22 protein-coding genes are annotated in these 23,564 nt (G+C 67.3%); 13 read left to right on the top strand and 9 right to left on the bottom strand.

Annotation, left to right across the window (positions count from 1 at the left end; translation table 11 throughout):
- Position 1: 1 nt before the first annotated feature.
- Positions 2-820 (bottom strand): class E sortase, encoded by an 819-nt coding sequence (locus tag OG210_RS20415; RefSeq protein ID WP_328335439.1) that lies wholly within the window; start codon positions 818-820, stop codon positions 2-4.
- Between the two features lie 77 nt (positions 821-897).
- Here OG210_RS20415 and OG210_RS20410 point away from each other — a divergent pair, with 77 nt between their 5' ends.
- Positions 898-1,893 (top strand): SEC-C domain-containing protein, encoded by a 996-nt coding sequence (locus OG210_RS20410; RefSeq protein ID WP_328326912.1) that lies wholly within the window; start codon positions 898-900, stop codon positions 1,891-1,893.
- Between the two features lie 86 nt (positions 1,894-1,979).
- Here OG210_RS20410 and OG210_RS20405 read toward each other — a convergent pair whose 3' ends face one another.
- Positions 1,980-3,107: an MrcB family domain-containing protein gene (locus OG210_RS20405; RefSeq protein WP_371538110.1), complete on the bottom strand. Its 1,128-nt coding sequence runs from the start codon at positions 3,105-3,107 to the stop codon at positions 1,980-1,982.
- A gap of 164 nt (positions 3,108-3,271) precedes the next feature.
- On the opposite strand from OG210_RS20405, the gene OG210_RS20400 reads away from it, so the two are divergent.
- A complete protein-coding gene (locus OG210_RS20400) occupies positions 3,272-6,424 on the top strand; it encodes a DUF3427 domain-containing protein (RefSeq protein ID WP_371538107.1) in 3,153 nt (1,050 codons plus the stop codon).
- A 25-nt stretch (positions 6,425-6,449) separates the two neighbouring features.
- Here OG210_RS20400 and OG210_RS20395 read toward each other — a convergent pair whose 3' ends face one another.
- A complete protein-coding gene (locus tag OG210_RS20395) occupies positions 6,450-7,106 on the bottom strand; it encodes an ATP-binding protein (RefSeq protein WP_371538105.1) in 657 nt (218 codons plus the stop codon).
- 203 nt (positions 7,107-7,309) lie between these two features.
- Between OG210_RS20395 and OG210_RS20390 the strand changes: the two genes are divergently transcribed.
- From OG210_RS20390 to OG210_RS20370, 5 genes are all read left to right on the top strand, one after another.
- Positions 7,310-8,155, top strand: coding sequence for a helix-turn-helix domain-containing protein (locus tag OG210_RS20390; protein WP_371538102.1), 846 nt, complete (start codon positions 7,310-7,312; stop codon positions 8,153-8,155).
- Entirely contained in the window at positions 8,155-8,352 is a 198-nt protein-coding gene (locus OG210_RS20385) for a DUF397 domain-containing protein (protein ID WP_371538099.1), read from the top strand. The genes OG210_RS20390 and OG210_RS20385 overlap by 1 nt, the downstream gene beginning before the upstream one ends.
- A 246-nt stretch (positions 8,353-8,598) precedes the next feature.
- Positions 8,599-10,284: a hypothetical protein gene (locus OG210_RS20380; protein WP_371538096.1), complete on the top strand. Its 1,686-nt coding sequence runs from the start codon at positions 8,599-8,601 to the stop codon at positions 10,282-10,284.
- Complete coding sequence (locus OG210_RS20375) at positions 10,281-10,802, top strand: hypothetical protein (RefSeq protein WP_371538093.1); 522 nt, start codon at positions 10,281-10,283, stop codon at positions 10,800-10,802. Before OG210_RS20380 ends, OG210_RS20375 begins: the two co-directional genes overlap by 4 nt.
- A gap of 1 nt (position 10,803) precedes the next feature.
- Positions 10,804-11,334, top strand: coding sequence for a nucleoside deaminase (locus tag OG210_RS20370; RefSeq protein ID WP_371538090.1), 531 nt, complete (start codon positions 10,804-10,806; stop codon positions 11,332-11,334).
- A 27-nt stretch (positions 11,335-11,361) separates the two neighbouring features.
- Here the strand turns inward: OG210_RS20370 and OG210_RS20365 are convergent, their stop codons facing one another.
- Positions 11,362-12,639: a lanthionine synthetase LanC family protein gene (locus OG210_RS20365; protein WP_371538087.1), complete on the bottom strand. Its 1,278-nt coding sequence runs from the start codon at positions 12,637-12,639 to the stop codon at positions 11,362-11,364.
- A gap of 79 nt (positions 12,640-12,718) precedes the next feature.
- Here OG210_RS20365 and OG210_RS20360 point away from each other — a divergent pair, with 79 nt between their 5' ends.
- The 3 genes from OG210_RS20360 to OG210_RS20350 all read left to right on the top strand — a co-directional run bounded on the left by OG210_RS20360 (position 12,719) and on the right by OG210_RS20350 (position 14,342).
- Positions 12,719-13,063 (top strand): hypothetical protein, encoded by a 345-nt coding sequence (locus OG210_RS20360; RefSeq protein WP_371538084.1) that lies wholly within the window; start codon positions 12,719-12,721, stop codon positions 13,061-13,063.
- A 75-nt stretch (positions 13,064-13,138) separates the two neighbouring features.
- Positions 13,139-13,747: an N-acetyltransferase family protein gene (locus tag OG210_RS20355; RefSeq protein WP_371538081.1), complete on the top strand. Its 609-nt coding sequence runs from the start codon at positions 13,139-13,141 to the stop codon at positions 13,745-13,747.
- 208 nt (positions 13,748-13,955) lie between these two features.
- Positions 13,956-14,342: a nuclear transport factor 2 family protein gene (locus OG210_RS20350; protein ID WP_371540392.1), complete on the top strand. Its 387-nt coding sequence runs from the start codon at positions 13,956-13,958 to the stop codon at positions 14,340-14,342.
- 136 nt (positions 14,343-14,478) lie between these two features.
- Here OG210_RS20350 and OG210_RS20345 read toward each other — a convergent pair whose 3' ends face one another.
- Complete coding sequence (locus OG210_RS20345; protein WP_371538078.1) at positions 14,479-14,658, bottom strand: hypothetical protein; 180 nt, start codon at positions 14,656-14,658, stop codon at positions 14,479-14,481.
- 365 nt (positions 14,659-15,023) lie between these two features.
- Here OG210_RS20345 and OG210_RS20340 point away from each other — a divergent pair, with 365 nt between their 5' ends.
- Positions 15,024-15,323 carry a hypothetical protein gene (locus OG210_RS20340; RefSeq protein ID WP_266856642.1) on the top strand — a complete coding sequence of 100 codons (300 nt, stop codon included), beginning with the start codon at positions 15,024-15,026 and terminating at the stop codon, positions 15,321-15,323.
- Between the two features lie 128 nt (positions 15,324-15,451).
- On the opposite strand, the gene OG210_RS20335 is transcribed toward OG210_RS20340, so the two are convergent.
- Entirely contained in the window at positions 15,452-16,792 is a 1,341-nt protein-coding gene (locus OG210_RS20335; protein WP_328326945.1) for a DUF445 domain-containing protein, read from the bottom strand.
- A gap of 125 nt (positions 16,793-16,917) precedes the next feature.
- On the opposite strand from OG210_RS20335, the gene OG210_RS20330 reads away from it, so the two are divergent.
- A complete protein-coding gene (locus tag OG210_RS20330; RefSeq protein WP_371538075.1) occupies positions 16,918-18,135 on the top strand; it encodes an SGNH/GDSL hydrolase family protein in 1,218 nt (405 codons plus the stop codon).
- 83 nt (positions 18,136-18,218) lie between these two features.
- Here OG210_RS20330 and OG210_RS20325 read toward each other — a convergent pair whose 3' ends face one another.
- The 3 genes from OG210_RS20325 to OG210_RS20315 all read right to left on the bottom strand — a co-directional run bounded on the left by OG210_RS20325 (position 18,219) and on the right by OG210_RS20315 (position 20,914).
- Positions 18,219-19,241 (bottom strand): ATP-binding cassette domain-containing protein, encoded by a 1,023-nt coding sequence (locus tag OG210_RS20325; protein ID WP_371538072.1) that lies wholly within the window; start codon positions 19,239-19,241, stop codon positions 18,219-18,221.
- A 76-nt stretch (positions 19,242-19,317) separates the two neighbouring features.
- On the bottom strand, positions 19,318-20,121 hold the full coding sequence (locus OG210_RS20320) for an ABC transporter permease (protein ID WP_328326951.1): 804 nt from the start codon (positions 20,119-20,121) through the stop codon (positions 19,318-19,320).
- The gene (locus tag OG210_RS20315) at positions 20,114-20,914 is read right to left on the bottom strand and encodes an ABC-2 family transporter protein (RefSeq protein WP_328326954.1); all 801 of its coding nucleotides are present in this window, start codon (positions 20,912-20,914) and stop codon (positions 20,114-20,116) included. Before OG210_RS20315 ends, OG210_RS20320 begins: the two co-directional genes overlap by 8 nt.
- 276 nt (positions 20,915-21,190) lie before the next feature.
- Between OG210_RS20315 and OG210_RS20310 the strand changes: the two genes are divergently transcribed.
- The gene (locus OG210_RS20310; protein ID WP_328326956.1) at positions 21,191-23,527 is read left to right on the top strand and encodes a transglycosylase domain-containing protein; all 2,337 of its coding nucleotides are present in this window, start codon (positions 21,191-21,193) and stop codon (positions 23,525-23,527) included.
- Positions 23,528-23,564: the final 37 nt, after the last annotated feature.

Here is a 23,564-nt window from a genome sequence, read left to right as displayed (position 1 = left end):
GTCAACGCGGCCGCATGGAACGCAGGGTGGCCCAGATCGCGAGCCGGTAGCGGGAGGTGTACTCGGGGGTGCAGGTGGTGAGGGTCAGGTAGTAGCCGGGCGTGCTGTAGCCGTACTGCGGCCTGACCGTGCTGCGCGGCACGGCGGCGATCACCCCGCTGTCGCGCGCGGAGGTCTGCGGGAGGCCCTTGTCGACGACGTACGTGTACACGGCGCTGCCGGTCTCGATGGTGACGGTGTCGCCGTGCCGGAGCCGGTTGATGTAACGGAAGGGCTCGCCATGGGTGTTGCGGTGCCCGGCGAGCGCGAAGTTCCCCGCCTGGCCGGGCCCGGCGGTCTGTACGTAATGCCCCACATATCCCTTGTTGAGAATGTTCTGCTTGCTGACGCCCTGGGCGATCGGCGCGGTGATCCCGATGCGCGGGATCCGGATCACCGCGAACGCCTTGTCGTAGACGGGCGCACGGGCCGCCTGCCGGCCGGCCGTACCGCCCCCGGACGCGGACCGCGACCGGCTGCCCGGAGCGGCACCGGGGCTCGCGTCAGGACCGGGCGTCGGAGTGGCCGGAGTCACACCCCCGTCGCCCGCACCGGTTCCGTGCCCCTGGCCGCCGTCCCACTGCCGCTCCAGCGCCTGCACTTGATGCGCGGCGCCCTGCCTGGCCTCGCGGTTGGTCCACCACAACTGCTGCACGACGAACAGCAGCACGATCAGCCCCAGCGTCACCGTCACCTCGGCGCCGGTCCACAGCCCGCGCGCGAGGACGGTACGGCGCCGCGAGGCCGCCCGCCGCACCACTACCGGAATCGCATCCCGCATCGGCTGCTGCACGGGCGGCACCATAAGCGCTGGATCCAGAAGTCTCCAGAGCCCCGCACGGCAGTACGGTGTGCAGCATGCGCCCCGACACTCCCGCTGATCACAACGCCGAAGCCGAGCGGCTGCTGCGCACCGCCGAGCAGTACCCGGAGGACCAGGAGCCGTTGCTGCTCCAGGCCGCGGCCCACCTGGAACTGGCCGGCGACCGCGCCCGCGCCACGACGCTCTACGACCGGCTGCTGTCAGGCCCGGCCGAGAACCTCGCCCTGATCAAGGCCCTGCAGGCGGCCAACCTGTGGGAGTACGGCCACGAGGCGGAAGCCCGCGCCATGATCGACGGCATCCGCGCCTCCACACCGCAGGATCCGGCCCCCTGGGCGATCGTCGCGGAGACCCTGGAGGCCCACGACGAACCGGACGCGGCCCACGCCACGTTCACCAAGGCCCTGACCCTGCTGGTCGACCCGGCGGAAGAGGTCCCGTACGCGGCCCAGGCCCTCCTCACGGGCCGCCACCGCGTGAGCAGGGCCCTGGGCAACAAGCACGACGCGTGGGACGCCCTGGCGGACTCCCTGCACACGGGCGACATCAGCCTGGACGAACTCCACGACCCGAACCGCCTGTGGGCTCTCGGCTCGAACGACCCGGCGGTACTGCGCGCGGAAATCGCCCGCCTCCAGTCGGAGTTGGGCACCTACCGGGCGGCCCTGTCCCGCCCGTTCCCGGTGGCGGTCCTGCACTGGCAGTCCCAGGAACTCGCCGAACTCCTGGCGGCTTACCCGGCCCTGGAGTCGGAGTACCCCTCCCACACGACCCACCTGATCGAAATCGAATCGGCGCTGCGGGAACTGTCGGCGGCGGGCACGAAGAACCTGGGCATCGTGACGGGAAGCATCCCGTCGTACGAGGCTTTCGCAGCCTCGGAGTCGGCGTCCCCGTCGGAGACGGAACTGCTCCCCCTGTACGCCACCACACTGGCAGCCCGGGGGCGCGCCGTCCCGTGGCCGCCAGCGCGGAACGCGGGGTGCTGGTGCGGGTCGGGGGTGGCTTATCGGGGGTGCCATGGGGCGTAGGTCCCACGGTTCTCCCGGTCGCGCCCTGGCTCACCCCGTTCCGAGCCAGTTGTTGTACGGAATGGGGTGAGTCAGGACTGCCACGATCAACCGAAGGCGGCAGGCGACTGGGGCTCGACTAGGCCCCAAGAGGTGGCCAGGGGCGAACCCGCCCAGCCGCCCTCGGTCTGCCAGAGTGAAGCAATACCTTCCGATTCCAGGTACGTGGCGTAGGCCCCGATGTTTTCCGTGAAGAGCCCCACCAGGTGCGGTCGAGGCCGCTTGCTCTCGCCATAGAGGAAGTAGCTGTACTCCTTGAGCTGACCTACTGCCTCTCGGACCGCCTGAGTGACATTGCCCTTCCGTACCACCTTGGCTTCCACCAGCCATTCCGACTGCGCGTGCTCGATCTCCTCAGCGCGATGCAGCGTGACGTCCTTGGGGTGGACGCCTTGGTTTTTGGGAACGAATCCACGCGCTGCGATGTACGGGCCGAACTCCCCGATCAGGCGCTCATGGTCCTTCGACCGCATCGCTTCCCGGGCAGGGATGTTCACCTTGTACTCGCTGCTGTCCTTCGGCTGGAAGCCCCCTAGCCCGCCGCTCTTACGGTGTCCGCCGCCTTTGAAGTTCACGACGAGTCCGCTGTCAGACCAGTCGATTTCCATCGCTCGCTCACTCGCCGATACGCGCTGCAACAGGTTGGCAGCGTGCGCTAGATCCGCGCTGAGTGCAGCGTCCGTCGGCAGGTCGTCGATCTCATACCGATGCGCCACGACACTGGCGGATTCGTACGCCATCGGAAGATCGTTCATCGAGCCGAAGTACGGTCGCTTCTGCCAGCCTTCCACCAGTGCGTCCGGCAGAGTGTTGCGGAGTTCGGCGCCCTTCCCCTCAAGGAACGAGTGGAAGTCCCTCTTCTTCGCGAACCTCGGTTCCAGCTCCGTGACGCCCTGCTGGAGAGTGAGAGTCACGGCCGATAGGTCCGCGCTGAAAATGTAGGCGACATAGAGCCCGGTCTTCGGGTCATCGTTGATGACCGGGTCAAATACACCGATCCAAGGGCAGGTGCTGGCAGAACCTTGCCCACCGTACCCCCTGATGACAAACCCATCCGGACACGGCAAATCAGTCCGAGTGGCCACGGCACGCAACACCTGCTGGCCAGGCACGTCCGCGCCCGTACCGGCCTTCCGGTCGTACCTTCTAGCAACCTCGATGAGCAGTTCGCGCATAGTCACGATCAGAAACTATTCGAACATGTCCGATTTAGCGAAGGGTTAGATCGCTCTTCATGTGTCGGAGAGTCGAGAAGTGACCGGTTCGCGTCCAAGCTCGGTCGGTTGTCTGTGGCCCTTGATACAACGGACGCAGTGATCTTCCAGGCGAAAGGCGCGCTATGCCCCATGAGTTCAGAGATGCAGCACCAGTAGTTGGCCTGTACGAGACGCTGATCACTCATCGGCTCCAGAAGCGCATCAAGGAACTTGAAACTGAAGGCTGGAAGGCCATCGATAGCCCGGTTGGCAAGGAGTCCTCGCCCTACGTCTTGTCGCGCTACATCGCCGAGATCGTGCGTCGCGTGCTCCAAGGTCTCGCCTTTGAAGAGCAAGTACTTGCGGTCAACCAGATCTTGGAGTCACTCAGCACCATCGAGGGCGCCCGCGAGTGGATAGATCTCGTCGTTGAGGGGCCGCGTCAACTACTTGCGGTGGCCGAGCAGGAGACACCCGGCGTCTACGCGATTCGCCCTGCCACGCCCCTATCCGAGAGTGCTTTGATCACCAACTCCCCGGAGGATCCAAGCCTCGGCTTCGAACTGCGCGCCGAACTCGCTACGGCCGACCGCGTCGACCTGCTCTGCGCCTTCGTACGCTGGACCGGGCTCCGTGTACTGGAGCAGGCCATGCAGACAGCGCACCAACGCGGGGTCCCTCTCCGCGTGATCACCACTACCTACATCGGCGCTACGGAGCGCAAGGCCCTGGATCGCTTGGTGCAGCGGTACAACGCACAGGTGAAGATCAGCTACGAGTTGCGTTCGACGCGCCTCCACGCCAAAGCATGGCTCTTCCGTCGCAACAGCGGGTATGACACGGCGTACGTCGGCAGCTCGAACCTGTCGAAGGCAGCTCTGCTCGACGGACTGGAATGGAACGTACGGCTTTCTTCCGTCTCCACGCCTGATGTTCTACGGAAGTTCGAAGCGACCTACGACTCCTACTGGAACGACCCAACTTTCGAGTCGTATGACCCTGAGCGCGACGCGGAGCGTCTTGACGAGGCTCTTGGCCTCGCCAGCACGGGCTCTCCGCGGTTAGGTGGTTCCGAAGTCACGTTGTCCACACGCGAGGTGACCGCGTACCCGCACCAACGAGACATGTTGGAACGCTTGCAGGTAGAACGAGAGATTCACCAGCGGAGACGAAATCTCCTCGTGGCAGCCACCGGAACGGGCAAGACCGTGATGGCGGCCCTCGACTACAAGGCGCTACGCGCGGCAGAAGGCAGGGATCTTCGACTCCTCTTCGTGGCCCATCGCAAAGAGATTCTGCAACAGTCGCTGCGGACTTACCAGAATGTTCTTATCGATGCCAACTTCGGTGAGGAACTACACAGCGGTGAAATCCCCAAGCGTTGGTCCCATGTCTTCGCCAGTGTGCAATCACTTAATGCAAGGATGCTCGACCAACTCAACCCCGACCACTTTGACGTGATCGTGATCGATGAGTTCCACCACGGCACATCGCCGACCTACCGAAAGATTCTGGACCACTTCCGCCCCATGCAACTGCTGGGTCTGACGGCGACGCCCGAGCGTATGGACGGCCGGAACATCCAGGACGAGTTCTTCGATGGCCGGATCGCAGCCGAGATGCGCCTATGGGAAGCCTTGGAGAAAGAACTTCTCTGTCCGTTCCATTACTTTGGAATCAGCGACAACACTGATCTGAGTGCCGTCGAATGGAAGCGCGGAGCCTATGACTCCACAGAGCTGAGCAATCTCCTCACAGGCAACGATGCACGTGCACGCCTGGTGGTGCAGGCCGTACAGGAGAAGATCACCGATCTCGGCAACATGCGAGCACTCGGCTTCTGCGTTTCAGTTGCCCACGCTCACTTCATGGCCGAGTACTTCCGTATGACAGGGCTGAACGCGATCGCCGTCTCTGGAGAGACGCCAACCGATCAACGTAGGAAGGCTCTTGCCGATCTCACCGCTGGCCACCTTCAGGTGATCTTCTCGGTCGACCTCTTCAACGAAGGGCTCGACATCCCCAGCGTGGACACCCTGCTTCTACTCCGCCCAACCTCTAGCGCGACCGTCTTTCTGCAACAGCTAGGTCGAGGGCTGCGCCACTACGAGAACAAGTCCGTGCTGACCGTACTGGACTTCATCGGCCAGCATCGCAAGGAGTTTCGCTTCGAGAATCAGTTCCGCGCGCTGACGAACTTGAGCCGCAAGCGCCTGTTGGACAGCATCACAGATGACTTCCCACAGCTCCCATCCGGCTGCCAGATCATGCTTGAGGAGAAGGCGAAAGCAACGATCATCGCCAACATCAAGGATCAAATTGGCGTCAATGTAAACACACTTTCCCGTGAGGTATCCGCCTACGCCGAACCGCTCATCGAACGCTACCTAGAGGAGAGCGGGCGCGAACTCAAGGAACTCTACAAGGGCAACGGAAATTCCTGGACGGGAATTCTCCGGCGTGCAGGGCTCATAGCGCGCGAGGGGCCAGAAGGAGAGTCGGCCCTGCTCAAGCGCGTGCCCGCCTTCCTGCACGTGGACGACCCACTGCGGGTCGACGAGTACAAGCGACTGCTACAGGACGATGCTCCGCGATACGTCGAGCTCACCGAACAGGGCCAGGCATACGCTCGCATGTTCTTCTTCCAGCTCTGGCCACTCGGAGGCACCACCCGCAAAGGCTTCACGAGCTACGACGAAGGATTTGACACCCTTCGCAGCCAGCCCGATTTCCGCAGCGAAGTCCGCCAAGTACTCGACTACAACCTGGCGCACACGGAGCACATCGTGCGGCCTCTCCTGGGCGAGCACGCCGGCCTGCCCCTTGCCGTGCACGCTTCGTACAGCCGCGAGGAGATCCTGCCCGCGCTCGGCCAGTCATTCGTTGGCGGTTTCATGCCGGGAGACTTCCGCGAGGGAGTGAAGTGGTGCGAGTCCATCCAGACCGATGCTCTTCTCATCACGATCGATAAGGATGAAAAGGACTTCTCTCCTCAAACCCGCTACCGCGACTACGCATTGAGCGAGACCCGCTTCCACTGGGAATCACAGAACCAAACCTCTGACACGTCTCCCACTGGACTCCGCTATCAGAATCATGTGGCAAACGGCAGCCATGTACTGCTCTTCACTCGCCGCTACAAGAGCACCGACATCGGCGGAGCCCAACCCTGGATGCTGTTGGGCCCGGCCACCTACGTGGAACATCGGGGAAGCCGCCCGATGGCGATCACCTGGGACTTGAAGCACAAGATCCCGGCAGACGTCTGGTCGTACGCCATGGTGGCCGCTGGGTGACTGGCAGGCCGTGTTCGCCACCATCTCAGGAGATGGGCTGCACCTCTGCCTCAAAGTGAGTCTGCGCACGATCCAGGGACGCTTCCGGATCGCAACCGTGGGCACTCAGCCAGTGGAGGAGGTCTGTGATCACATCGACCACAGCCTCCTCTGCAATGGCAACACCCAGCCTGGTGCGCGTCACCTCACCGACTACATTCGCCTTGCCATACAGCCCAAGCAGAGTCTCAGCGCGGGCAACTCGCGGCCCGGCCACGTGATCATCTGCAACAGCGAGGGTCGTAGCCAGTTCACACCAGGTGACCTTGTAGTCCTCAGAGAGCAGCACTCCCCAGCGCTCGGCAACAGCATCAACCAGCGCCATACCGCGACCTCCCTCCGAGTTAGCGTCGGGGGACAGAAGTGTGGGCAGAGCCCGACACTCTGGGTCGCGAACCTCAAGGCGCAGACGCGTGCCGTTCATGGACACGGCAAGGGTAGTTGGCGTCCCCGCTCCCACATGCTTGATGACGTTGGCCGTCAACTCACTGACACATAGCTGCGCAGCATCAACCAGTTCGGAGAGGCCCCAGAGGTCCAGGTGTAGCCGCATCACACGGCGCAGTTCGGCCACTTCCTCTGGATCCGCCAGGAACGCCAGCTTCCAGCTCTTACGCGGGACCCCAAAGCGACAGTCCGTCACGTCCCTCAACTCCTTGATACTGAGATCTTGTTAGCGCGATGCGTTCGCCCCCTCACCTAGAGTTGCAGCGGAACTTCCAAAATGGAACTCTCACGGAGGGTCGAGCGAAGCACTTACGGCGCGCTCCGCGCCCCCGGCGCACGCCTCCTTGCCCCCTCGGCGAGAAGGCAGGCAACCTCTAATCGATACGAAAGGTTGGGATCATGGCCGTTGGCCCCACTACACGTAGGCGCCAGTTGGGCTCGGATCTCCGTCGCCTACGCGAACGGAAGGGCCTCACCCTCGAAGAGGCGGGCGCGGGCGTCGGCATCTCCAAAGCAACGCTGAGTCGATACGAGACCAAGGAGGGGACAGTCAAGTGGCCGACTGTTGATGCCCTTTGCCGTCAGTACGACGTGAGCGATGCTGAGCGTACGGCCCTGGTCGAGCTGGCGAAGGGCGCCAAGATCCAAGGTTGGTGGCGCTCGCTGGCTGACCCCATCCCCGAGTCCATGAACCTCATGCTCACTCTTGAGGACGAAGTGATCAGCGAGGACCACTACGCCTGCATGTACATTCCAGGGCTTCTCCAAACACGGGCCTACGCGGAAGCTGTCCATCGCGCCTCCGAGATGCGCTGCACTGAAAAGGAAGTGCAGCACATGGTCGACATCCGCATGAAGAGGCAAGAGCTCCTCAGCCGGGAACAACCCCCACACATTTGGGCAGTCATCGATGAAGCGGCCGTCCGCCGCAGCGTCGGCGGGCGCACCACCATGCGGGACCAGCTGCTGCACCTCATGACGGTTGCTGAGCGACCTCACGTCACAGTCCAGATCCTGCCGTTCAGCACCGGAGCGCACGCTGCTGCCGTGGGCAGCTTCACAATCCTCGGTGGCCAGACTCCCCACTTGGATGTGGTGTACGTGGACATCATCGGGGGCGGCCTGTTCATGGAGAAGCCGAAGGAAATCGAACGCTATAGATTGGCCTTCCAGTACCTCCGTGCGCAGGCACTTGACATCGACGCCTCCGCAGACCTCATCCGCGCTGTGTCCGAGGAGAGTTGATGACCAAGGGGCCGGAACTCCGCTGGTTCAAGTCCACCTACAGCGGAGGTAGCGGCACAGAGTGCGTCGAGTGTGCAGCAACGGTGGAAGGCGCACTGATACGCGATTCGAAGCAGCCGAGCTGTGCTCTGATCGCCGTAGGGATGGCCGCCTGGGTGGGTTTCATACAAGCTGTGCAAGGCGCTCGCATCGGCTGAATCGGCCTCTGCGTGGAGCGGTTGGCCCAGTTGGCGGTCTTGTTCATGCCATTGACTCTCCAGAACACCACCCCAGACCTGGCCCCCAAGTGCTCCCACTCGTCGCGGCTCTTGTCCGCAACCACAGCCGCATCCGCTGAGCACCCTTGGCAACCGCCAAGCCCCCTGGCAGAGTTGATCGCCAGCCGGTGAGTCGCAGGGGGCAGACGGGGCATGGGGCACTTACGGCGGCAGGCCGTGTTGGCGGTGTGCTCTCTGGGACTGGTCGTCCTGGCATGGCTCAACCCGGTGGGCGAGAGCAGGGTTGTTGACGCATCCCAGTTTTCCGTGGCCTTCTTCGCGACACTGCTGACCGGTGAAGCGGTGATCTTCGCTCTCACCTTCTCCGCTGCCAGCTCCTGGCCTTCGCTGCGCGCCATCGACAGCCACATCGCTTTCCGCGAGTGGGTACTCATTGGGTGGGTCGCCGCGATGTTCACCGGCTGCGGGCTGCTCTGGAAGAACGACACGAGTGCGACCTACGGGGCCCTCCTTTTCCTCCTCGCGAACGTCTTCGGAGTCTTCTCCTTTGTCCAGCTCTTCGGACTGGCCAGCGTCGGCGGCCGCAACAAGCTGCTCACCCGCGCGCTTGCCCGAGGCCTCATAGAGCTGCACGACCAGGAGCTCAGCTTCGACGAGGAGCTGAGTGACGACCCTGTCGTCGCGGCCTACCTCGGCACACTCGACCAGGCGATCAGCGGCAACGATCCGGCCAGCATCCGCAATCTCGTGGGCCAGCTCGTCGACGCACATGTCCCGGCGCCCGCAAACGAGAATGCTGTAGCCCTTCATCTCGAAGTGCTGCACCGCCTGTCCCGGGCCGCACTCGTACGCGGCGCCGACCCCATCGTCGTTGCAGGCAGCGCCGACACACTCATCAGCTCCATCCTCGGCCAGTGCCGTGAACTCCCCGATCCGGCAGCGGCACTCGGTGCGACAAGCCGATACCTTGCCTGGCTCGGCAGTACCTCGATGCTCATGTCGGTACGCGGCATCGCCTCGACCCGGGCAGCACGCGAACTCGTCTCCATGTCGGTCGACTGCCGGCTGCGCATCCTTCTCTCCGTAGACCCTGATCCCAAGACTCTGAGCAATGGGTACGAACCCGCTTCGGTACTGGAAGACGCAGTCGGGGTACTGCTCTGGGTACGTGACTTCACTGAGTTCCACGGAGCTCACCAGGCCAACGCCTTCTACGGGGTCTATCAGTTCCTCACCGGCCGCAAGTTCATGGCGAACTACTGGGATGGGGCGTCCATCCTCAGCCAGATGCGCGAGGCGCTGTACGGCCCTGACGACCCGGCCAGCGGTGAGGCTCCGGACGCCGCGCGCGAGGCCTTCGGTTCTGCCGCAGGATTCGACCGCTTCTGGTGCCTGGTCTCCGTCGGCGCCATCGCCACCCTCCGCGACGCCCGGCTCACCCACCCGCCGGAGCTGATCCGCCCCGAGTTCACTCCGGATCCCCAGCTGCTGGGTGCATATCTCCGCACCTTCGCGTCCCACCGCTGGTTCTCGACCTCTCAGGAGGCCCACGAGGTGCTGCTGGCTCTGATGGCCCGCGCGGACGAGGACAGCTCGCCGTGGCAGCGAATTCGCCTCCGTACAGCTGAAAACCCTTCGCCCAGCCCCACGCCCCGCACCGAGCCCGAGGATCGGCCGGCTGCCATGGTGCTCGCTGTCGCCGGACGTCTGGCACCGCTCACAGACGGCGGCAGCGAAACCCAGCTCCGGGCGTTCCTGGCCCGCCTGCCCGCCTCCACGCTGCAGGCCGCCGCCACGCTCGCAGCACGGGTGTTCCCTCTGCCGCCAGGTGCCCGCGCTCCGGCTGACACCATCGTCAAAGGCCTCCAAGTCCTGCAACTCGTCGGCGTTCACGGCTCGGGGGCTTCATGAACACTGCTCTGTGGCAGGACCGGGCATCGCGATTGCTGAGTTCCGGTGTCGAGGCCGCGATTGTCGTGCAGTGTGAGCTCGACTGGCTGAGGCCTGAGCGCCTGGGCCTCCGGAACGAGATCGACGAGGCTGTGCTCACAGCGCAGCTCAGACGTGGCTCGTCGCTGCGCATCACCCGGGTGATCCTGCATAACCTGCCGGCGTCCACGCGAGCGATGGCGGACGCTGATGCTGTGGCAGCGGCCTTCGACGAATGGAACTACCGGCTCGCGGCAACCAGCGCACTGCTGTCCGCACCCACCTCGCAGGTGCACCGCCTCATCATCCCCGGCGACCAGACTTCGGTTCCCGTTCCGGATATGGTCGATCTGCTGGAGGACAGCCAGTGGTGTGACCCGCAGAACGCGGACCTCACTTTGCGAACCGTTGGCGCCACCGGCGCAACGACACCCCTGACCAGCTACGACGTGGATCTTCAAGGCCCTTTCAGCGACGGGGACCCCTCGATCCACATGTGAGATGAGGGAGAGGATCCAGTTGCCCTTCGCCCAGGAGAATCCACAGGACCGGGCCTTCCTTGAGCAGGCCATCGCCATCTCACGGCGTGCACTGGAAGACGACGGGAAGACTCCCTTCGGTGCGGTCGTGGTCATTGACGGCGAGGTAGTGGGAACAGGTACCAGCTCCGTCATGGAACTCAGTGACCCCACAGCGCACGCCGAAGTCATGGCACTGCGCTCCGCAGGCAAGAAGCTCGGCCGTCACTTGATGGAGGACGGCGTCATGTATGCGAGCAGCGAGCCCTGCCCGATGTGCCTGGTTGCCTGCTACTGGGCACGGATCCAGCGCCTGGTGTACGCGGCCAACAGCAGCGATGTCGCCGTCAACGGCTTCGAAGACCTCCAGTTCTACCGGGAGTTGACCCGTCCGAACAGGGAACGGACGCTCTTGGACGAGGTCCCGGTCGGTGGAGACCTGCACGCGGACGCGGCCGGGGCCCTCACCGAGTGGGCGGCTCAGTTGCCGGTCACTGTCGTGCCCAAGCTCTGACCCGGGACCCGGCGACCGCCGCCCCGCTCACTCCGACCCGGCTCCCCCGCCCAAAGCAGGATCCGCCGCCGGGTGGTCCGGCCAGTCGACCGCGTACGCACCGTCCCGGCCTGTCGTGAGCCGGGCGAAGCGGAGCAGTTCGCGGACTATGCCGGCGTTGCCCATGCCCCAGCCCGGCCGTGGGTCGAGCTCGCTCGGGGTCTCTCGGTGCTCGACGTTCGACCAGCGCACTCCGTCTGCGTCCTCGGTCGCCCGGGACGCGAGGTCCGCTACGAGAGTGTTCGCGAAGTCCAGTCCGTCGCGGCCCTCGACGTGGCGGTCGCACGCCAGCGCCAGTACCCCCGCCGTCCCGCAGCACCGGCCGTTGTTGTCCCAGAAGCCGGGGCGTAGGCGCTGCGGGAGTCCGGAGTGGGTGACCGTGTGCCAGCACCGGTCCGCGAGAGTACGCCAGGCCGAGTCCTGGGCAACCGATCCCAGCAGCCTGAATGCCTGAGCGTCGCCGGTGGGGCCGTGGCACCAGCCGTAGCTGTAACGCTCAATGCGATCCGGGAAGTGCTGGGGGTCGGAGTGCGGGGCCAGGAAGCCCTCGGGCCCCGCGTCGTTGCGGGCCACCACGTCCGATGCGCCGGCCACTGCCAGCTCGGTCAGGTCGGGGCGGCCGGCCGCCCTGCCGACGGCGGCCAGTGCATACGCGATGCCCAGCGTGCCGTGCGAGACGTGGTGGAATCGGGCCGGCGCCCCGGACAGCACCTCCCACTGCACGCCTCCAGCGGTCCGTTCCGCCGTACGGAGGTAGGGCGTCACCGCGAGTACGGCCAGCTCCGTGTCGCCGACGGCCAGCGCACCCAGGGCGATGCCCGCGTTGCCTGCGAGCAGGTCGAACCAACGGTCATCCCATCGCGTCCCGTCGAACCGGGAGCGCACCCGCTCCACCGCGCGGTCCGCTGCGGCACCGGCGGCCTCGTCTCCCAGCAGCTCGTGGACCGCGTGCAGGACGACGGCCATTCCCGTCAGGCCGAGGTAGAGCGAGCAGTTGTCCCACGCATCGACGGTTGCCGCCAGGGTCCGGGCGCCCCGCGAGGCGGCGTCTCCGTACCGGTCGTCGCCGAAGTGATTCCGGCCTTCGAGCAGCGCCAGCACGATTCCCGCAGCACCGCCGTAGAGGCTGGGGTCGGGCTCCTCGTCCGCGGGTGTGTCCTTCCAAGCCAGACCGGTTCCGGTGTCCTGCGCCGAGCCGACGAGCCAGTCCAGACCTCCCCTGCCCAGAGCCTCGGCGTCAACGGGTTGCCCACTCTCTGCGATCACACGCCAAGCATCCCATCGCCGTACCGAGCCGCCAAGGGGCTTTTTGCCTGCCGGGCGGGCCGGAGGAGATGCTGGCCCCGTGCCAGGACAGCAGCGTAAGCGGAGGAATCAGCAGCGGGGCGGCCCGTTGCGGGGTGCCGGTGCGGGGCGGTGGGAAGTAGTCTTCGAGACCCAGGACGCGGCGGAGTGGCAGAGTTCGGTGCCGCGGATCCGGAGCGAGCTCGGGCTGACCGATGCGTCGATGCTGCGCGTGGAGACGCTCGGCGGCCGAAGCCGCGGTCACGGTCACCATCACGGCCACGGTCACGCGGAGCAGCCGGTGACCTATCGCCTGAGCATGTTCGTCCCGTATCCGCAGACAGATCGGCAAGTAGAACCGCCGACCGAGCCGCCGACGGAACCGCCGACCCAACCGAACGGCTGAGTGTCGCCGGGTCGTCCGATGCGTCAGTGGCGTCGCCGCCTTCGTCGCGATCCCGGCCGTGGGACCATCGGGACCATGCAGTACCGGTATGCCACCGAGGCCGACGTGCCCGCCATGGCGAAGCTCTTCGCCGCCAACCGCCGCGATGCCCTCACCGAGCAGCAACGCTCCGAGCAGGGATTTGTGCAGGGCAACTTCGATGATGCCGCCCTGCGTGCGATGGTCCGGGGCGGAAGTCTCCTCGTCGCGGATGACGCGGGTGTCGCGGAGGAACCGGGTGACGCGGAGGATCCTGGTGACGCAGGCTGCGTGGTGGGGCTTCTTGCGCTGTCCTCGCCCGAGCAAGTGCCCAGCCCGCCGCCGCCCGTACGCGCCCTGCTCGACGCCCAGGACTCCTTGCGCTGGCAGGGGCAGCCGCTGAGCGCCTCGCGCTGGCTGCTGTACGGGCCGGTGGTGGTCGACGCTGCTTTCCGGGGGCGTGGGGTGGCCCGGGGGCTGTTCGACCTGGCGGTCGAGGTTGCCCGGGGGCGGGCCGACGCCGTGGTCGCCTTCATCGAGGCCGAGAACCAGCCGTCGCGGCGCGTCCATGTGGACGGCTTCGGCATGTGCCCGCTCGGTGACTTCGTCGCGGGTGGGCGTACGTACAGTGCGGTGGCCGCGCCGGCCCGGGTGACGCCCAGCTAGTTCCGCCCGGCCCCGCGCTCCACCCCTTGCGGCAGCGTGCCCGCCTCGATCGCTTCGAGATCCGGCCGACGCGATGTCCGATGGCCGCCAGCGCTGCGCGCCCGCGGGCACCAGGCTCGGGTGCATGGCAGAGACCGCAGAGAACGCAGAGAACGCAGAGAACGCAGAGAACGCAGCAGAACGTGAACCGCTGGCCGTACTCCATGGCATGTATGCGGCCGAGGCCCGCTACCTCGCCGCCGGCGGCCCGGACGTGGTCGGCTTCGACATCCTGGCGCCGTTCTTCGCCCCCGATGTCGTACTGCATCAGGCGGCCGGACTTCCGTACGGCGGGACCTGGCACGGTCACGACGGCATGGCCCGCTTCTTCCGTGCAATGAGCGGGACTTGGGAGTCCTTCCGGATGACCGAGCAGGAGATCCTCGCCACGGGCGAGACCCTCGTGGTGCTCCACCGCATCCAGGCGATCTCCCGCGCCACCGGCCGGGAGATCGCCTTCCCGATCCTTCAGACGGTCGCGGTACGGGACGGTCGTATCAGCGAGGTCCGGCCGTTCTACTGGGACACGGCGGCCATCGCGGAGGTGTGCGCGTAGGCGTGGGCGCGGTGGGTTCAGCCCACGCCGATCGGGTTGACGAAGGTGCCGGGGCGGGTGGCCCCGGACTGGCCCAGGATGGCGTCGGCGCAGGGCCACTTGAGGGTGACTCGGGTGGTCCCGCCGGACGTGCTGATCAGGCGCTCCGGTTGTCGGATGCCTCGACCTGCGTGCCACCCTGAATGCCGGACCACCCGCCGGCCTTGGAAGAGGTCGATCCGGATGACGAGCCGTACGCGGTGGCGCCTGCGCCGATCGCGACTACCGCGAGCACTGCGGCGGTGCAACGGACGGCCCGAGTGAGCTTGGCGGTCATGGTTCCTCTTTCCCCGGCACCGGATCTTCATCCGGCGCTCTCCGTGTCAGGTGCGTCTTACGGCAAGTGAGATGTGTTCCATCCAGCGGGAGTTCGCTGCGGACCGGGAGAAATTTCCCGGAAGCCGTAACAGCATCCGTCCCATCGCCGCAGCGCAACCGGCTGTTCTTCCGCTCAGCACCGCAGGCGACTGACACCCGGGCCCGGCAGTGCTCGCCGCCACCACCTGCGCCGGACAGGCTCGCCGTCCGGGCCGCCAGTGAGGGGCGCACCGGACGGAAAAGGGTGCGATGCGCACGGTCGACCCCGATCCCGACCCCCACCCCGCCACCGACGTCCGAAACCGCGCCATTAGCCTCGTCCTCATGGCAAAGATTCCCGCAGCAGCCGTAGCAGCCACCGGACTCGTCGGCGGTTTCGCCGTGGCCCGCTGGACCAGGAAGCGTCCTCTCGGGGGCGTGGCGCTCGCCGCCGCCGGTGCGGTCGCCGCCCGGCAGTGGCAGCAGGAGGCCGGTACGGCCAAGGCCGCCGCCCTCACCGGTGTCTACCTCGCCGCGTTCGGCGGGTCCCACCCGCTCGCGAAGAAGATCGGCGCCTGGCCCGCCGTGTTCTCTGTGGCGGGCGCCGTCGCCGTCGCCTCGACCGTGGTCGCACGCCGGGCGTAGGGAGAGACGGGGTGGAGGTGCTTTCCCCCCCGCCGGGCGTAGGAAGACGGGTGGCCGTGCTTCCCCACGCCTGGCGCAGGACGGCCGGGCGCGGGTGCTGCCGCAGGCAGGGGCTGCCGCAGGCGGCCCTACGCCCCGAACGCGTGCGACACCGCGTAGATCGCCAGGCCCGCCAGCGCGCCGACGACCGTGCCGTTGATCCTGATGAACTGCAGGTCACGGCCGATGTGCGCCTCGATCTTGCGGGACGTCTGCTCGCCGTCCCAGCCCGCCACCGTGTCCGAGATCAGGGATGTGATCTCGCTGCGGTACGTCGTCACCACGTACACCGCCGCGTCCTCCAGCCACCCCTCCAGCTTCCGCTGGAGACGGGTGTCGGTCGCCAGCCGGGCGCCCAGGGAGAGCAGCGAGGCGCGGGCACGCAGCCGCAGTTCGCTCTGCTCGTCCTCCGCCGCCGAGATGATCATGGTGCGTACCGAGGCCCACGCCGAGGCGATGACGTCCTGCACCTCCGAGCGGCCCACCAGCTCCGACTTGAGGCGCTCCACCCGCGCCCGGGTGTCGGTGTCCGACTGGAGGTCGGACGCGAAGTCCGCCAGAAAGCGGTCGAGAGCGCCTCGCGCCGGGTGCTCGGGCATGTCGCGCATCTCCGTGATGAAGCGCAGCAGCTCCTTGTAGACGCGGTCGCCGATCTTCTTGTCGACGAACCGCGGCGTCCACCCCGGCGCCCCGCCCTGTACCGCGTCCATCACCGAGTCGGAGTGGACGGTCAGCCAGTCGTGGGCCCGGACGCAGACCAGGTCGACGACCCGCCGGTGGCCCCCGTCGGCGACGACCTTCTCCAGCATCTTTCCGAGACCGGGTGCGACCTCGGCGGCCTCCGCACGGCGGGTGATCGCCTCACCGACCACCGCCTGGACGTCCGAGTCCCGCAGCACGGTCAGCGCGCCGCGCAGCGCCGTCGACAGCTCCGCCGTCACCCGGTCGGCGTGTTCCGGCTCCGCGAGCCAGGATCCGAGCCGTCCGCCGATGCCGACGGCCCGCAGTCTTGCCCGTACGACCGATTCCGACAGAAAATTTTCCCCGACAAAGGAACCAAGTGACTCCCCAAGCTGGTCTTTCTTGTTGGGGATGATCGCGGTATGGGGAATGGGGAGGCCAAGTGGCCGGCGGAACAGTGCCGTCACGGCGAACCAGTCGGCCAGCGCACCCACCATGCCCGCCTCGGCCGCCGCGGCGACATACCCCGCCCACGACCCTGCCCCGGTGTGCGAAGCCCAAGTGGCGAGTACGAAAATGAGAGCGACCAGAAGGAGAAGTCCAGTGGCCGTCGTCTTCATACGGCGGACCCCGCGGCGCTTCTCCTCATCGGCCGCGCTGTAGGCAACGGAGCCCAGCGGCGCGGTGCCTGTGACGCCTTCCGTCCCAGGTCCGGCTCCGGCTTCCGTTTCCCTGCCAGTACGTTCCATCAGCTCCGCCTGCTCCGCCCGTTCCGCCCGTTTCCGTTCCTGCACCTGTACCGCCCCCGTACGTATTGTCCCTGCCTGAGCTACTCCTGGGACGCACGTCGAGTTCCCGAGGAGACCGACCGCTCATGACCAGGCGCCGTGGTTACGCCCTGCTCGCCACGCTGGCGGCAGTGGTGACGCTCGTTGCCGTTGGCATCTTCGCCATGGTGAAATCGCCGGCCACCACGGTCTCCGCCGGGACCCCCTCGCGGGTCTCGTCGGGGGTGCCCGCGTCCGGCAACTGGACCGGCACCTGGTCGGCGGCGCCCGTCGGGCCCGAACCCGGTACACCGAACGGCCTCCCCGGGAGCACCATCCGTAACGTCGTACACACCAGCATCGGCGGCTCGCTGGCCCGCATCACCCTCTCCAACCTCTTCGGCACCCAGCCGCTGACGGTCACCGAGGCGTCCGTCTCGGCGGACGGCTCGATCCAGACGGTGACCTTCGATGGGCGCCACTACGTCACGATCCCGGCCGGCGGGCAGACCATCAGCGACGCGACCCGCATCCAGGTCCCCAGCAACGGCGATATGACGGTCTCCTTCACCACCCCGTCGCCGAGCGGCCCGGTCACGTACCACCCGCACGCCCGGCAGGTCTCGTACGCCAGCCTCGGCGGCCACACCGTCGAGACGCCCTACTGGCGCTACCTCACCGCCGTGGACGTCCTCACCCACGAGGCCCGCGGCTCGGTCGTGGTCTTCGGCGACTCGATCACCGACGGCATCACCTCCACCGCGGACACCAACCAGCGCTGGACGGACGTACTCGCCGCGCGGCTCGACGGCCACTACGGCGTACTGAACGAGGGCATCAGCGGCAACCGCGTCCTGCTCCCGGGCAAGGGGCAGAGCGGCCTCGACCGCTTCGACCGCGATGTGCTCGCGCGCTCCGGTGTGAAGTCGGTCGTCATCGAACTCGGCATCAACGACGTCCTGCGGCTGCCGCACAACCTGAGCGCCCCGCAGATCACCGACGGCCTGCGCAAGCTGGCCCAGGAGGCGCGGGCGCGCGGGCTGCACGTGGTCGGCGCGACGCTGATGCCGTTCGGCGGCCACATCGGGGTGACTCCGCGGCTGGAGGCCGTACGCCAGCAGGTCAACGCGACCATCAGGGCGGGCGGTGTCTTCGACTCGGTGGTCGACTTCGACAAGGCCCTGCGCGACCCGTACGTCCCGAGCAGGCTCCGGCCCGGGTACGACTCCGGCGACCACCTGCACCCGAGCGACGCCGGTTACCGCAGGATGGCGCTGACCCTGGACCTGGACGCCCTGGCCAGGTCCGCCCCGGCCAGCGCCTGAGCACCGCCCGACCCCGGCCCTGGTACCGGTTCCGGCCCCCGCCCTGCCGTCCATGTCCTGTCCAGGGCTTCCTCCCGCGGGGGCTACCGGAAGTCCCGGTCCGCGTACATCTTCGCGATGACGGCCTCGATGTCCGGCTCCCGTACCGCGAGGTCGACCAGCGGGTACTCGGCGGCGACGGCCGCGACGAGCGGGGCGGCCGAGGCCGACGCCGGGAACGCCAGCCACTGCCGGGGCCCCTCCACCCGGACATTGCGTGCCGACGGGATATCGATCGGCGGCAGCTCCCGCTCCAGATCCACCACCAGGGTCCGTTCGCTCTCGCCCACCTCGTGCAGCCCCGCCAGCGCACCGTCGTACATCAGCCGGCCGTGGTCGATCACCATCACCCGCTTGCAGAGCTGCTCGATGTCGGTCAGGTCATGCGTGGTGAGCAGGACGGTGGTGCCGAGCTCGGCGTTCAGGTCCCGCAGAAAGCCGCGGACCTTGGCCTTGGAGATGACGTCGAGGCCGATGGTCGGCTCGTCCAGGTAGAGGACCTCCGGATCGTGCAGCAGGGCCGCCGCGATGTCGCCGCGCATCCGCTGGCCGAGCGAGAGCTGGCGTACCGGGACCTCCAACAGGTCCGCGAGGTCGAGCAGTTCGACACAGCGGTCCATGTTCTCGCGGAACCGGGCATCGGGTATGCGGTACATCCGGTGGGCCAGCCGGTACGAGTCGCGCAGCGGCAGGTCCCACCAGAGCGTGGTGCGCTGGCCGAAGACCACGCCGATGCGCTGCGCGAGCTTCGTCCGCTCGCGTGAGGGGTCGAGGCCCGCGACGCGGATACGGCCGGCGCTGGGGGTGAGGATGCCGGTGAGCATCTTGATGGTGGTGGACTTGCCCGCGCCGTTCGGGCCGATGTAGCCGACCATCTCGCCCCGGGGGACCCGGAAGCTGATGCCGTCGACGGCACGGACCTGGTGTCTCTCCCGGCGCAGGAAGCCGGACTTGCGGCGTACGTCAAAGACCTTTTCGAGGGCTTCGAGTTCGATGAAGTCGCCATCCACGGCAGTTCGGCTCCCTTGGGTCGGTCGGCGTCGTCGGTGTGCGTCGGTGAGCGTCATCGGTGTGCGTCGGTCGGCGTCGTCGGTGTTCGCCGATGGGCGTCGCCGGTGAGCGTCGTCGGTCGTCGTGGCCGGTCTAACTCCCCGTACTCCGGTACGACCTCAGCCCCGCCCGCCAGGCCACCCCCGCCAGAGCGCAGCACACCCCCGCCACCAGCGGCGGCAGGAACGCCGGCCACTCCGGCAGGTCCAGCGGGTACGGCCGCCCCAGCACGTACAGGGCGGGCAGCCAGTTCACGAAGGCCAGCGGGATCACGAAGGTCACCCCGCGCAGCAGGTCCTTCGCGAAGACCGTCGGCGGGTACTGAAGCAGCGTCACCCCTCCGTACGTGAAGGAGTTCTGGACCTCCGATGCGTCCTGCGCCCAGAACTGGAACGCCGCCCCCGTCACGAACACCGCGGAGAAGACCACCGCACCGCTGATCACCATCATCGGCACCATCAGGACCTTCAGCGGCGTCCAGTGGACATCGACGACCGCCAGCGCGTATCCGAGGACCAGCAGCCCCTGGGTGATCCGGCCCAGTCTGCGCAGGGCGAAGCGGTCCGCGGCGATCTGGGCGATCACCGGGACGGGGCGCACCAGCAGGGTGTCCAGCGTTCCGTCGCGCACCCGGCGGCCCAGCCGGTCCATCGAGCCCATCACCAGGTCGGAGAGGCCGAAGGCGGTCGAAGCGGTCCCGTACAGAAAGGCGATCTCGCCCAGCGAGTAGCCGCCGAGCCGGTCGACGTGCGAGAACATCAGCAGGATCGCGGCGAAGTCGAGCCCGGTGGCCGCGAAGTTGCCGAGCGCCGTCATCATGAACGACGCCCGGTAGGCCATCGTCGAGCGGATCCACATCCCGGCGATCAGCCAGTACGCGCGCAGCCCCTCAGCCACCCTGGACCACCACCCTCCGCGTCGCGGCGGACTGCAGCAGCCGCCCGGCGCCGAGCAGTACCACGGCCCAGCCCAGCTGGAAGGCGTACGCCGTCACCAGGTCCCAGCCGGTCCGCCGGCCCAGCAGGATGTCGGCCGGCACCTGGAGCAGCACCGACCAGGGCAGCACCCGGGCCAACTCGCCCAGCGCCCCGGGGAAGAGGTTCAGCGGCAGCAGCATCCCGGAGAAGAACATTCCGGCGATCCCCGCGATCTGCGCGACGCCCGCCCCGTCCATCAGCCAGAACGCGGAGAGCGCCACGAGGTAGCGGATCGCGAAGCTGACAATCACCCCGAAGAGCAGTGCCAGCAGGAACGCGAGCCACACGAAAGGGTCGGCCGGCAGCGCGAGGTGGAACGCGAGCGCCCCCAGTGCCATGGGCGCCACCCCGCGTCCGATGAGCTGGAATCCGGCCCGCCCCAAGTCGCTTGCCATCCACCACAGTTGCAGATCGGCGGGGCGGTAGAGGTCGATCGCGATGTCGCCCGTGCGGATACGCTCGATGAGCTCGTCCTCCAGGCCGCCGCCCATGAACGCCATCGTCGTCAGCATCGCCTGGCCGAGCCACACATAGGTGAGGGCCTGCGGCTGGTCATAGCCGCCCAGGTGCGGACGTTCGTCCCAGAGCGCGATGAACGTGTACGCCATGATGAAGCCGAAAACGGTGTTGGTGAACACCCCGGCCGCCGTCGCCACCCGGTAGGTCGCGAAGCGCCGGAACCCCCCTGCGGCCACGACCGCGTACAGCCGCATACGAGCCCCCCTCCCCCGGTCCGTTCCGCCCCGTCCGGCCCGCCCGGGGCCGCTCTCCCCCGCGCAAGCACCAAAGCGCAAGACCCTAGTCCAGGGGGAGCACGCGCCGCGACCGAATAATCCGCCCAGTTCGAATCGGGCGCTCCAACAGTGTTTTATGGGGCGTAGAACACGATTCACCCCATACGACACCGTTTACGACATCCCATACGGCGCCGTGTACTACACCCCATACGCCACCCCCACGACACCCTTGTGCCGGACGCTGGAGAGACAGTGAGCGACGAGCAGCCACAGCACGGCCGGCGCAGCGAGCACGGCGGCGCCGGCGCTTCCGCGAACACCGGTGCCTCCGCGAACACCGGCGCTTCCGCGAACGCGGGTGCCTCCGCAGGCGCCGGGAAAGCGGCCAAGAAGCGCAAGCGCCCCAAGCGCAAGGGCTGGCGCCGGCTGATCCCCACCTGGCGGATGGTCCTGAGTACCGTTCTGGTGATCCTCGTGCTGATCATCGGGGGGCTCATCGCCGGCTACAACCTCGTCGACATCCCCACCGCCAACACCGCCGCCACCGCGCAGAGCAACGTCTACCTCTACTCCGACGGCACCGAACTGGCCCGCGACGGCCAGGTCAACCGCGAGAGCGTGCAGCTCTCCCAGATCCCCATCGGCGTCCAGCACGCCGCGCTCTCCGCCGAGGACCGCAACTTCTACTCCGAGAGCGCCATCGACCCCGAGGCCATGGTCCGCGCCGCGTGGAACACCGTGACCGGCAAGGGCACCCAGGGCGGTTCGACCATCACCCAGCAGTACGTCAAGAACTACTACCTCGGCCAGGAACAGACCATCAGCCGCAAGGTCAAGGAGTTCTTCATCTCGATCAAGCTCGACCGCGAGGAGAGCAAGAACGACATCCTCGCGGGCTATCTGAACACCAGTTACTTCGGGCGCAACGCCTACGGCATCCAGGCCGCCGCCCAGGCGTACTACGGCAAGAACATCCAGGACATCGACATCGCCCAGGGCGCCTACCTCGCGTCCCTGCTCAACGCCCCCAGCGCGTACGACGTCGTGGTGCACCCCGGGAACAGGGGCCGGGCCGAGGCCCGCTGGAACTACGTGCTCGACGGCATGGTCAAGAAGAAGTGGCTCAGCCCCGGGGCACGCGCCAACGAGAAGTTCCCGGTGCCAGGAAAGGTCAGGCCCTCGTCCGGCCTCTCCGGACAGCGCGGATACCTCGTCCAGGCCGTCAAGGACGACCTCGCCGGCAACAAGGTCATCGACGAGGACACTCTCGCCACCGGGGGCTACCGCATCACCACCACCCTCCAGCGCAGCAAGCAGAAGGCGCTCGCCACCGCGGTGAACGACCAGGTGATCAGCAAGCTCAGCAAGAGCCGCAGCGCCGACCGCAACGTCCGCGTCGGCGGTGCTTCGGTGGAACCCGACTCGGGCAAGGTCGTCGCGATGTACGGCGGCGTCGACTACACGAAGCAGTACGTCAACAACGCCACCCGCCGGGACTACCAGGTCGGTTCGACCTTCAAACCGTACGTATTCGCCTCGGCCGTGGAGAACAACTCGACCACTCAGGACGGGCGCAGGATCACCCCGAGCACCGTCTACGACGGCACCAACCACCGTACGGTGCAGGGCCCGAACGGATCGACCGGCTACGCGCCCGGCAACGAGGACGACGTGTCGTACGGCCGCATCACCGTCGCCACCGCCACCGACAAGTCCGTCAACGCGGTGTACGCGCAGATGGCCGAGGACGTCGGCCCGTCCAAGGTCGAGCAGACCGCCGTCGACCTCGGCATCCCGAAGAACACCCCCGACCTCAACCCGTACCCCTCCATCGCGCTCGGTCCGTCCACCGCCAGCGTGCTGGACATGAGCGAGGCGTACGCGACACTCGCGGGCCACGGCAAGCACGGGACGTACACCATCGTCGAGAAGGCCACCAAGAACGGGCAGAAGCTCTCGCTGCCGAAGAAGCACACCGTCCAGGGCGTCAGCCGCCAGGCCGCGGACACCACCACGTCGATCCTGAAGAGCGTCGTCGCGAACGGCACCGGCACCGCGGCCAAGTCCGCCGGACGGCCCGCGGCGGGCAAGACAGGCACCGCGGAGAACGACAAGGCCGCCTGGTTCGCCGGATACACCCCCGACCTGTCGACCGTCATCTCCGTGATGGGCCAGGACCCGGCCACCGGGGTGCAGAAGCCGCTGTACGGGGCGCTCGGCCTGCCGCGCATCAACGGCGGCGGCGCACCCGCGCAGATCTGGGGCCAGTACACGGGGGCCGCACTCGCGAGCACCCCGCGCACACCCTTCCGCCTCGACCTCCAGTCGGGTGCGCGCCAGGAACCGCTGCCCAGCCCGGCCAAGAGCTCCGCCTCCCCCTCGGCAACGGCGTCGTCGTCCTCGCCGAGCGAGGCACCGACCGGGCCGTCGTCCGCACCGCCGAGCACCGAGCCCACCCCATCGGCCCCGGAGCCGTCGGAGACCCCCAGCAGCGAGAACCCCGGCGTGATCGGCGGGCTGACGGGCGGCGGCACGGACACGGGCGGAGGCACGGACGGCGGCCCGGGGGGCGGCACAACCGGGGGCTGAACCGAGGGTGGCCGGTGGCTCGGCCGCCGGCGTCATG

The organism is Streptomyces sp. NBC_00466, assembly GCF_041433995.1.
Classification (GTDB): Bacteria; Actinomycetota; Actinomycetes; order Streptomycetales; family Streptomycetaceae; genus Streptomyces.
This window is presented reverse-complemented; position numbering and strand designations above follow the sequence as displayed.

Coding starts and splice junctions, on each gene's coding strand:
- OG210_RS20415 (WP_328335439.1), bottom strand. CDS start 820: ATGCGGGATGCGATTCCGGTAGTGGTGCGGCGGGCGGCCTCGCGGCGC.
- OG210_RS20325 (WP_371538072.1), bottom strand. CDS start 19,241: ATGACGCTCACCGACGCACACCGACGACGCCGACCGACCCAAGGGAGC.
- OG210_RS20355 (WP_371538081.1), top strand. CDS start 13,139: ATGCAGTACCGGTATGCCACCGAGGCCGACGTGCCCGCCATGGCGAAG.
- OG210_RS20345 (WP_371538078.1), bottom strand. CDS start 14,658: ATGACCGCCAAGCTCACTCGGGCCGTCCGTTGCACCGCCGCAGTGCTC.
- OG210_RS20410 (WP_328326912.1), top strand. CDS start 898: ATGCGCCCCGACACTCCCGCTGATCACAACGCCGAAGCCGAGCGGCTG.
- OG210_RS20335 (WP_328326945.1), bottom strand. CDS start 16,792: ATGGAACGTACTGGCAGGGAAACGGAAGCCGGAGCCGGACCTGGGACG.
- OG210_RS20340 (WP_266856642.1), top strand. CDS start 15,024: ATGGCAAAGATTCCCGCAGCAGCCGTAGCAGCCACCGGACTCGTCGGC.
- OG210_RS20375 (WP_371538093.1), top strand. CDS start 10,281: ATGAACACTGCTCTGTGGCAGGACCGGGCATCGCGATTGCTGAGTTCC.
- OG210_RS20315 (WP_328326954.1), bottom strand. CDS start 20,914: ATGCGGCTGTACGCGGTCGTGGCCGCAGGGGGGTTCCGGCGCTTCGCG.
- OG210_RS20350 (WP_371540392.1), top strand. CDS start 13,956: ATGTATGCGGCCGAGGCCCGCTACCTCGCCGCCGGCGGCCCGGACGTG.
- OG210_RS20330 (WP_371538075.1), top strand. CDS start 16,918: ATGACCAGGCGCCGTGGTTACGCCCTGCTCGCCACGCTGGCGGCAGTG.
- OG210_RS20390 (WP_371538102.1), top strand. CDS start 7,310: ATGGCCGTTGGCCCCACTACACGTAGGCGCCAGTTGGGCTCGGATCTC.
- OG210_RS20385 (WP_371538099.1), top strand. CDS start 8,155: ATGACCAAGGGGCCGGAACTCCGCTGGTTCAAGTCCACCTACAGCGGA.
- OG210_RS20400 (WP_371538107.1), top strand. CDS start 3,272: ATGCCCCATGAGTTCAGAGATGCAGCACCAGTAGTTGGCCTGTACGAG.
- OG210_RS20370 (WP_371538090.1), top strand. CDS start 10,804: ATGAGGGAGAGGATCCAGTTGCCCTTCGCCCAGGAGAATCCACAGGAC.
- OG210_RS20405 (WP_371538110.1), bottom strand. CDS start 3,107: ATGCGCGAACTGCTCATCGAGGTTGCTAGAAGGTACGACCGGAAGGCC.